8 protein-coding genes are annotated in these 10825 nt (G+C 36.6%); 5 read left to right on the forward strand and 3 right to left on the reverse strand.

The window, feature by feature from the left end:
• The first annotated feature begins 94 nt into the window (after positions 1-94).
• The 4 genes from ACLRYO_RS08105 to ACLRYO_RS08120 all read left to right on the forward strand — a co-directional run bounded on the left by ACLRYO_RS08105 (position 95) and on the right by ACLRYO_RS08120 (position 5349).
• Complete coding sequence (locus tag ACLRYO_RS08105) at positions 95-1504, forward strand: MATE family efflux transporter (RefSeq protein ID WP_287509756.1); 1410 nt, start codon at positions 95-97, stop codon at positions 1502-1504.
• Positions 1505-2179: 675 nt separating this feature from the next.
• Positions 2180-3217 (forward strand): OmpA family protein, encoded by a 1038-nt coding sequence (locus tag ACLRYO_RS08110; RefSeq protein ID WP_004692964.1) that lies wholly within the window; start codon positions 2180-2182, stop codon positions 3215-3217.
• Positions 3218-3443: 226 nt separating this feature from the next.
• A complete protein-coding gene (locus ACLRYO_RS08115; RefSeq protein WP_004692963.1) occupies positions 3444-4565 on the forward strand; it encodes an AI-2E family transporter in 1122 nt (373 codons plus the stop codon).
• Between the two features lie 127 nt (positions 4566-4692).
• Complete coding sequence (locus tag ACLRYO_RS08120; RefSeq protein WP_004692962.1) at positions 4693-5349, forward strand: PepSY domain-containing protein; 657 nt, start codon at positions 4693-4695, stop codon at positions 5347-5349.
• 191 nt (positions 5350-5540) lie between these two features.
• Here ACLRYO_RS08120 and ACLRYO_RS08125 read toward each other — a convergent pair whose 3' ends face one another.
• Positions 5541-7058, reverse strand: a complete 1518-nt coding sequence (locus tag ACLRYO_RS08125) for a dihydrolipoyl dehydrogenase family protein (protein WP_412225486.1) — start codon at positions 7056-7058, stop codon at positions 5541-5543.
• A 247-nt stretch (positions 7059-7305) separates the two neighbouring features.
• Entirely contained in the window at positions 7306-8526 is a 1221-nt protein-coding gene (gene sstT / locus ACLRYO_RS08130; RefSeq protein ID WP_278470552.1) for a serine/threonine transporter SstT, read from the reverse strand.
• A gap of 360 nt (positions 8527-8886) precedes the next feature.
• Here sstT and ACLRYO_RS08135 point away from each other — a divergent pair, with 360 nt between their 5' ends.
• A complete protein-coding gene (locus ACLRYO_RS08135) occupies positions 8887-9633 on the forward strand; it encodes a ubiquinone/menaquinone biosynthesis methyltransferase (protein WP_413084805.1) in 747 nt (248 codons plus the stop codon).
• Here the strand turns inward: ACLRYO_RS08135 and ACLRYO_RS08140 are convergent.
• Positions 9614-10345 (reverse strand): SIMPL domain-containing protein, encoded by a 732-nt coding sequence (locus ACLRYO_RS08140; RefSeq protein ID WP_413084806.1) that lies wholly within the window; start codon positions 10343-10345, stop codon positions 9614-9616. The two genes, ACLRYO_RS08135 and ACLRYO_RS08140, sit on opposite strands and share 20 nt — an antisense overlap.
• Between the last annotated feature and the right edge of the window lie 480 nt (positions 10346-10825).

Genomic DNA, 10825 nt, shown 5'->3' on the forward strand with positions numbered 1-10825 from the left:
ATGACTTCTCATATGTTATGTGATATAATACAGTGGAACTAAGAGGCGAAGTGATGCCTCTACTATGTATGATCTTGCATGAATAGGAGATAGAATGTTAGACCGTATACAACGATGGCTTTCAATAGATACCATGTTGCCTGTTGCAGAACGATTAGGACCTGTAGGCACGACAAAGCAGCTATATGGTAATTATCTAAAAATAGCTTGGCCAGCTACATTACAAGGCTTGATGTTACAATTTATGACGGCCATCGATTTGGCGATGGTTGGTGCCTTAGGTGCATCAGCTCTTGCTTCGGTAGGTATTATGGGACAACCTGAGATGGTAATGCTCATCTTCTGCCGCGCCTTATCCATTGCTGTGACAGCAATCATAGCTCGTCGTCATGGTGAAGGTGATGTAGATGGTATGAATGCCGTGCTCAAGCAGTCTATTTTATTGAATTTTTTGATTTATGTACCGTTATTATTGATATGTTTCTTAAATTTAGAGCATATTCTACGTTTTACAGGTGCTGAAGAGAGCTATATTGAAACAGCTGTTTGGTATGGTCGTTTCATAGTTATTAGTTTAATCTTTCAGTCTTTTAGTCAAATCGTAGGGGCTGCACTCATTGGATATGGTAACACCAAGGTTATTTTTAAATCTAATGTAGTAGGGAATATTTTGAATACGATAATGAATTTCTTCTTGATTTATGGTATCGGTTTCTTCCCTGAACTTGGTGTTATGGGGGCAGGTGTTTCCACTATGATCAGTAGTGCGATTATTGCATTATTGTTGTTGCGTACGATTTCACAACATACTGCTACTGGATTAACATTGCGTCATCCGTCGAAGTGGATTTTTGAAAGACCTGTACTTCATACGATGTTTCATGTAGGTGGCAGTTCTTTGGGGGAACAGTTCTTTGAAAGGTTCGGTATGTATACATACACTATGATTGTGGCTTCCTTAGGTGCAGTACCTTTGGCCGCGCATTACGTATGTATGAATCTAATGGATATATTTTATTATTTTGCGATGGGACTTGGCTTTGCAGGCGCGTCACATACGGGTCAAAATCTTGGGCATAAAAGGCCGGATATTGCACGTACTTATGGTAAAATTGGTGCTCGTATCGGTTTAGTCGTGGGTCTTGTGAGTGCATTAATTTTTATTGGCCCTGGTGATTTTTTAGTACACTTATATACTCGTGAAAGTGATGTTGTTACACTTTCAGCCACTTTGATGGGTATTATGGCTATCGCTGCATTCCCTCAAGCATTACAACAAGTATACTCCGGTGTGTTGAAAGGGGCAGGAGATACATATTACATTATGAAATATTCTCTTGTAAGCGTAGCAATCATTCGTCCTATTATTACGTATCTATTGTGCATTACATTAGGTTTAGGACTTTTTGGGGCATGGTTATCTTTGTGCTTTGATCAGTCTCTAAGATTATGTTGTTCTTATTTTAGATTTATTCGAGGAGCATGGCAACATAAGGTTGTTTAATGAGATGTAAATATAGTTTTAATTTAACTTTCGCTTTATATTAAAAATAGGCTTCATGTAAATGTTAAAATTTAAAATACTAATACTCGATATAATTTTAAACGGTAGATAATAATTATAAATTTTGTTGATTATTCTTTTTCACATTGAAATTTTTAGAAGAATTCATGAAAAAATAGTGAATAAACTCTTGTCTATTAAAAATTTTTGATGTACAATACTTAATGTGAAAAAAATGACACATTGGGGAATGTGTTATCTGACCAGAAACTTCTGATTTCACGTATATATGTAAGGGATATACATATGAAATGATAAAAGCCTCCTTAGTGTATAAGGGGGCTTTTATTTGTTCAATTATAGTTAGATCTATTAGTGTATATAATAATGATTTTGATGAACTTACAGGACCAGTGAACTTATTATTGTTAGAGAATCTTAAACAAGATAAATAGTATTATAATTACGGAACTGTAATATGTGCAGAAAATCGCAGTGATTAGGTAATTAAGAGGATTTAAATATTTATATTTATAACATTAATAGATAGATATAACTAAAAATTCATCAAATATTCATGAAGAATGTTGAATTATATTGAAAAATTGTGTAAACTATAAGCATATTATTACCAAAGCCTAAGTATTATAAGGGCTGTTTTTGGAGGGAATTATAATGAATAAAAAATTATTAGCTTTATTGGCAGTTGCTGCTGTAGGTGTGTCCGTAGCAGGTGCAACTCCTCAAACTCAATTCAATAAAGGTGAGTTTCAAGTTGATCTTGGTGCGTCTGATTCTAAAGCAAAAACTAAAGCTTGGACTTCTGATGCAAAATGGAACTTTGATGGTGGTGTAACATACGCTTTCACAGATAAAACAGCGTTGCAATACCAATACCATGGTTTGAATGATAAAATGTTCGGCACTAGCTATAGTGATAGAATGCAAGAAGTTAATTTGATTCAATCCTTGAACAAAAATTTCGCAGTATATGGTGGTTATGCTCACATTTCTGGTGATACATTCCCTAAAGCAAATAATATTGCTCAATTAGGTGTAATTGGTAAAGCTAACCTTGGCTCCAAAGTAGACGTTTATGGTAAAGCGGGTGTAGGGACTAAGAGAACTACTACTTGGGAAGCAGGTTTAGGTTATAAAGTTAACCAAGACTGGGATATTAATGCAGGGTATCGTTATATCAATACTAAACGTGATGATAAGTCTAATATTTCCTTCCAAGGTCCTGTAGTAGGATTATCTTACCGTTTCGGCGGTCATAAATCCGTAGCTCCTGTATACACTCCAGCGCCAGCTCCTGTATACACTCCGGCTCCAGCTCCTACTGTAGAAGCGCCTGCATATAAAACTCCTAAATTGGACTACTATGTACAATCTATCTACTTTGACTCCGACCAAGATGTTGCTCGTGCGGACCAATATCCAAACTTAACAGCTGCTGTAAATGCTGCTAACCAATATTCTCAAGACCAAGTTAAATTGATGGGTAACGCTGATACTGATGCAAATCCACAATACAACATTGCTTTGTCTGAACGCCGCGTACAACATGTGGCTCAATATTTAGTTAACCATGGTGTATCTGCCGATCGTCTTATCGGTATTGCTAATGGTGATGTTAAACCAGTTGCAACTAACTCTACAGCAGCAGGTAAAGCTGAAAACCGTCGTGTAGACGTTTATATTCATCGCTAATCTCTAGACTAATCTAGATTAGTCCTACAATAAGTCCACCTTCAATCATGCTCTCTTGTTTATCGAGAATTCGAGCATGCGACAAGGTGGACTTTTGTGTTATACTAAAATTGCATACAATCCTAGGTCATACAATGTTCATTATGCTTTGGTAATGTATGCGATGTGAGAATCGTATAGTTATATAGGTGTAGCTTATTAATAGTGTTATGTGAAGTAGGTTATTATGAAAGAATTCAAATATTACAAACAGCTCATAGGAGCTATTATACTAGCGGGCATTATGATTATGATGGCACTACGTATAAGTGATATTGCTAGTGGTCTTGACGCTATCTTTACGGCTTTTGTTCCGCTCATTGTGGGTGCTTGTATTGCTTTCGTATTGGATATTCTAGTCGTTCGTTATGAACGATGGCTATGGCCCAAGTGTGGCTCTGGATGGAAGTATAAAATACGTCGCCCGTTGAGTCTTTTGCTATCCTTTGTAACAATTAGTGTTATTGTGTATTTTATTGCTCGGATGGCTTTACCTCAATTGATTCATTCTATGTCGATTATTGTAGCTGCATCACCGCAATTGTATACGGATTTCCAAACATGGATGCAACATATTACAGAAACAGTTCCAATGGCGTCGAATCAAACGATTATAGATGCCCTAAGTGGAGAGAATATTGCTAAATATACTCGTGAATGGGGGACAAAAGGTGGCACATATATTGTAAATGCAATGGGCACCGTATTGTCTTGGACTTTGAACATAGGTCTTGGCTTAATTTTTGCTGTTTATATGTTGCTTGATAAGGAACGCCTTATGTTACAAGGTAAACGTATATTAAAGGCATATGCATCAGATGAGTGGGTAAATCGAGTTAGTTATGTAACTCGCGTAGCAGTTCAAACATTCAGTAATTTTTTTGTAGGTCAGTTTATAGATGCCTTGGTTCTAGGCGTGATGGTAGGAATTACTTTATGGCTATTTAATATTGAATATGCTACAACGATTGCCTGTGTAATTGGTCTAACTGGTTTGATTCCACTATTAGGTATTTATGTTGGTGGTATCATTGGAGCCGTTATGCTACTTACTGTTAGCCCTATGGATGCTCTCATCTATGTAATTATTTTAGAGGTACTTCATCAAATTGAAAGCAACTTTATTTATCCTAAAATTGTAGGTAACTCTGTCGGATTACCAGGTTTGTGGGTATTTGCTGCCGTTATCGTAGGCGGTAGTTTGATGGGGGTTACTGGTATGTTGATCGGTGTACCTTTAGTGGCTACATGCTATAAACTGATTATGACTGATGTAGATGGGCGACTTGCATCTAATGAAGGTTTATAGTATATTGTCTAAATGATATGACTATTTACATATTTTTCGTGTTGCTGAATATAGCATGAACTTATAGAAATTCTAGTGTACTAATAGTTTGATTAATAGAAGCATAGTATCTAGTAGGAGGATTATAATGAATAAAAAGTTGATTTCTATGGCATTAACGGGGGTATTAGCAGTGGGCATGTTATCCGTTGCTACACCAAGTGTGGCAGATGCACGCAAAACAAAGCCTGAAACAAGTACGGATATTTCTGTAAAACGTGCACCTGGCGAGTCCATAGTTATGACTATGAGCCAAATTGGAACTATTTTCCAAAATCGCTATCCTAATGCGGCGCTTCATTCTGTAGAGCTCAACTCTAATGACTTGAACTATGGTTATAAAGTAGTTGGTTATAGTAAGTATCATCAGTACAAGATGAAAATTGATGTAATCACTGGTAATGCTTCTGATATGGAAGAGGGGGGCAAACCTAAGAAAGTTATTGGTGAGATTTTTAATAAAGATAAAGTTATTGAATCAACGCAAGCAGAACGTGTTGCAAAACAACAACTTGGAAATGATGCTGTTATGAAGGGCTGGAAAATTGAAGCTCATAATGGTAAAGTTTTATACTATGTGACTATGCATCAAGATGGTAAAAAAGTAGTTGTTACAGTAGATGCTGAGACAGGTGCTTATGTAGAACAATCTAAATCCTATAAATTACCACCTGAGCCAGATCAAGGCTTCGATGGTCGTAAAACAAATCTCGTTTGGGGTTCTGATATAGATATGGGCCGCTAACCTATCTATTGATGATTAATAAGAAAAGAGCCGAAGGCAATGCCTTTGGCTCTTTTTTGCGATTCCGATACTATAAAATATCGGTTGATAGTGCTCTTATGTTAGAATATTATTTTTTTACAATAGATATGTTTGCAACAAAAGGACTGCGCTTAAGTTTAGTCCTTTTATTATTTATAACTATAGTTGTATTACCAACGATTTTCGTAGTACACTTGTGTCCACATGATAACCTCGACGAGGGATGGATGTGGGCTCATAGTTTCGCCTACAGTGATAACGGATCTAGGGTCCATTTCACGAGTAATACCTTTTTCACGTAAACGTTTAGTGCGTTCAGAAGCGATTTCTTCATTGATGGCTGTCAACGGAGTTACACCACTATTCATAAGGTTCACATAAGGCTGGAAGAGGATAGAGGCTTGAGGACCTACGACATGCATACCAAGGATATGGTTGGTGTCTTTATCTACTACAATTTTTACAAAGCCATCGTTTACATCTCCAGGGTTGATACCCATTGCATAGCCTTTTGCAGTGGAGGAGTAGAAGTTCTTCCCAACTCCTACATTGTAACCCGCTTTGATAGCTTCAGCCTCTGTGAGACCTACACTACCAATTTCAGGATAGGAGAAAGTAACTTTTGGTAATGTATCATACCTTGCCCAACGGTAATCATCTTCACTTGTTGCATAGAAGAGATTGTGAGCAATGATATCTGCTTCGTAGTTTGCACGGTGACGGAATGCCGGCTCCCCATTGACATCACCTAAAGCGTAGATACCATCAACGGATGTTTCTAAGAATTCGTTAGTTTTGATCCAGCCTTTAGGCCGTGTTTCAATACCAGTATTTTCTAGGTGAAGTTCTTCCACAGCTGGACGGATACCTGCAGCTACAAGGATTTCTTCAACTTTAGTTTCTGTAATTTCGCCAGTAGTACGATCTTTAGTAACTACTACTTTAAGGCCGTCTTCTTGGCGGATTTCAACAGTGTCTTGGTTTAGAAGTACGTTGATACCACGTTCTCTGTAGTTGTTAAGTAAGTGTTCGGATATATCTGCATCTTCTTTAGGTACTAAACGTACATTGTGTTGAAGAATTGTTACCTCTGTACCAGCAGAATCAAATACGTGAGCAAACTCAACACCGATTGGTCCGGCACCAAGAACGGCAAGAGATTTGTATGGTTGTTTAGGGAACTTATCGCCAAATAAACTTTCACTAGAAAGGAAGCCTGCCTCTTGAAGACCAGGTACATTCGGTACATTACTATAGCCACCTGTACCAAGGATAATTGTAGGCGCTGTAATTTCTTCAATGCCAGAACCATCGTTAAGATGGATGTTCATCACTTTATCGGATACAAAACTTGCAGCACCGCGATATACATCTACGTTGTCATAAGCGTTATAGTAATCATAGATGCCTGCAGACTTGTCAATCATATGCCATGTACGTTTAGCTACAGTGTCCCAATCCATAGTTGCATCGTCAACATTGACGCCTATTTTTTTGAACTCTTCTACCTCTTGAATGGCATTAGCTGCTGTAACCATAACCTTCGTAGGAATACAACCGCGAGTTAGGCATGTGCCACCGAATTTACCTTTTTCTATGATAGCTACTTTTTTACCTACTTTTATAGCAGCGTCAGCTACGATGGTTGCGCCGCCTGTACCAACTACAATAATATCGTATTGTTTCATGTTGATTCCTTTCTATATATCTACTAATAGTTATTATCATTAACTATATTATACCACTATATTGAAGAAAATCAATATAGTTTGTTAGTGATTGGTGAAAGTTTATATTTAGTTAATCCAAATATATAATATCATTTTTACACAATTAGGTGACGAGGATATATATAACTTTCACAAAGTCCTAGTGAAAGAATATAAAATTAGTGTACAAAAAAAAGACGGTCTCATAGGACCGTCTAAGAAAGTTTTAATTCCAATCTTGATGATAGCCGCGTTTTGCATAATCAGCAGTAGCCGTGAAGAGGATATCTGTGCTAGAGTTAAGCGCAGTTTCTGTGGAGTCTTGTAATACGCCAATAATAAAACCTACACCTACAACTTGCATCGCTACATCATTGGAGATACCAAATAGAGAACAAGCCAATGGAATGAGTAGTAAGGAACCGCCTGCAACACCGGAAGCTCCACATGCACCAATAGTGGCAATGATGGATAAGAGAATTGCAGTAGGAATATCTACAACGATACCCAAAGTGTGGGCTGCAGCTAATGTCATGATTGTAATCGTGATTGCTGCACCACCCATATTGATTGTGGCACCTAATGGAATAGATACGGAATACATATCTGGATTGAGTTTTAAACGTTTTGCCAAATCAAGGTTTACGGGAATGTTTGCAGCAGAGCTACGTGTGAAGAACGCATAGATTGCAGATTCACGTAAGCATTTGAATACCAATGGGTATGGATTACGGCGAAGGTATATAAAGGATAAAATTGGGTTAATCACTAATGCTACAAAAATCATAGAACCAAGTAATAATACGAGTAATTGGAAGTAACCAATCAAGGCTTCGATGCCGTTAGTAGCAATGGATTCTGCTACAAGGCCCATAATACCAAGAGGAGCGAAGCGGATGATCCAACCTACTACAGTAGTAATAGCTTGTGCAATGGACTCCATAACTTCCTTCGTATTCATTGGTGCATGACGTAAAGCACCACCAATGATTAGTGCCCAACCTAAAATACCGATGTAGTTAGCAGTCATTAACGCTTTTACAGGGTTATCAACTATATTTTTAAGCAATGTTGTCATAACCTCTGCGATACCTTGCGGAGGCGCTGCATCAGCGGCACCTGCTGCTAGATGTAATGTAGTCGGGAAAAAGAAGCTTACGATTACTGCTAATGCTGCAGATAGGAATGTACCTAATAAGTATAAGGTGATAACAGAACCCATGCCAGTTTTTTGGCCAGAACGATGTTTACTGATCGCTGCAATTACCAAGAAAAATACAAGGATAGGGGCAATGCCTTTAAGGGCACCAACAAAAAGAACACCTAATAAAGCAAGTTCATTGGCCACATCTGGCACATAAAGAGCAGTCAAAATACCAATAATCAAACCTATGATAATTTGTTGGATTAGACTGACTCTGTTGATTGATTTTACAAATCGATTCATAGTACACTCCAATACTTAAATAAAAACAAATAAAACCCACAACAAAATATCCTTTCATCATGGACATATGTCATTATACAACGAACATGAAATGGTGGCAATAGATAATATCATAGATGGCTATAAGCATTTATGTTATATATAAAGTAAATGATAAACATGTATATAAACATGTATATTAAGCTATATATTTTACAATAAAATATATTAAATATTTGTATGTTTTAGTCTTATATGTGTATAGCACATAGTTGCTATATATAGTATATATAATAGAATTCTTTTTAGCGTTCCTATAGTATGGTATACTATGCCATATATAGTACTTGAATATAGTTCTTGATTAGTGAAAGGACCATAATGAATAGTAAAGAATTTAAAACATATGCTGATAAAGAAGAATTTGTACAAGGCGTTTTTTCTAATATTGCAAAAAATTATGACTTAATGAATACAGTCTTAAGTTTTGGGCAAGATTATTTTTGGCGCAAATTTTCTGTAAAAGCAATGAATATCGGTCCTCATCAATGCGTACTTGATGTAGCGTGTGGTACTTGTGTTTTTACAAAGGAAGCATTACGTCAAGAGCCAACTTTAAAGGTGGAGGCCTTGGACTTTAATAGTGAAATGCTTGATCAAGGTCGTATTCGTATAGAAAATGCCGGTTTAATTGATCAAGTCAATTTAGTGCAAGGTGATGCTATGGCATTACCATATGCGGATAATACATTTAATGCAGCCATGAGTGGTTTTGCAATGCGTAATGTGCCGGATATTAAACAAGTATTATCTGAAATGCAACGTGTTGTAAAGCCGGGAGGGAAGGTTGTCGTACTAGAACTAGCAAAACCAAGCATGTTTGGTTTTAAACAATTATATAACTTCTATTTCTCCTATATATTACCTACTATAGGGAAATTGAGTAAGGATAACTCCTCCTATGCGTGGCTTCCAGAATCTTTACGTAGATATCCTCATCAAAGTGAGATTTTAGAAATCTGGAAATCTCTGGGATATGAAAATGCCACCTATCATGAATTGACAGGCGGCATTGTAGCTGTACACGAAGGTGTGGTACCAGAAAATTCTATTGTAGATAATAAGTGATGTTAGCGTCTTGGGAAACTAATAAAGAGCCTTTTTCTACAGGTGTAGCGGTTTCGAGAGCTGCTTTTAGCATTACTGGGTTACGATAGTAACCAGAGTCCATTGTGCTGGTTTCAGTTGTGCTAATGGAAACCGTTTTTACTGGTCCTAATGTACGACCGAGGGCAGCTGCGATGACTTCTGCTTTATGACGACCATTTTGAATCGCTTCTGTAGTTAAAGAATCAGATAATTGTTGAGACACATCATTTTGGAATGAAAGGTTGTTGATGTCGTTAGCACCAGCGCTAACAGCGGCATCGACAACCTTTCCTACGTTATCAAGGTTATTAATTTTAATTGTTACGTGATTTGATACATTGTAACCCGTGTTGATGCGTTTGCCGTCTTGATAGTCGCTCGTTGGATTGATAGAAATGCTGGATGTGTAGATATCTTTTTTTGCTACGCCTAAGTTAGCTAATCGACTAATTAAATCACTCATAATACGATCATTATTAGATTTTGCAGTATTGATATTGGTGTTTTGGCTTGTGATACCAAGTGTTAAAATCGCATAGTTAGGCGCTACAGAACGAGATGCTTGACCAGTAATATTAATTTCTGAAGTATCAAATGTACCTTGTGGTGCAGCAAATACAGCAGTTGCCATAGAAGTACATATAGTAGTTATAGCTATAGTTTTCAATAATAAAGATTTTGATAATTTCATACTCAATCTCCTTAGACTAATGTAATATTTATATTTATAAATATAAATATTTTAGAACTGATTTGTGTTAAAAGTTCTTTGTTACAGCTATATTTTACATGATTGGTTGTGTAAAATCAAATACTGACTTTATGTATCAAAATGAAAATAAGATGAAGATTTGTAAAGTTGAGAATTGGGGGTTGCGCTTATATTTTCATTGTACTATAATATGCATACAGTCGTTTGAGCGACTGTTTCTTAATGAGTGTAGCAATACACTTAGAAGTTTAAAATTAACTTCAAAAAAGATTATAAAATGTGTTGACATGAAAGTAGTCAAATGTTATTATAATCAAGTCGTCAATTGAGGCTGAACTTTAGATGAAGTGATCCGAATTGATAACAGATCTTTGAAAACTGAACAATGATAGGTAATCAATCATAATGATTGAACATATGCCAGAGTGCGGGTTTTGACAAAGTCAAAACCAACCATAA

Origin of the sequence: Veillonella parvula (assembly GCF_047241225.1) — a bacterium.
In the GTDB taxonomy this organism is placed as follows: domain Bacteria; phylum Bacillota; class Negativicutes; order Veillonellales; family Veillonellaceae; genus Veillonella; species Veillonella parvula_O.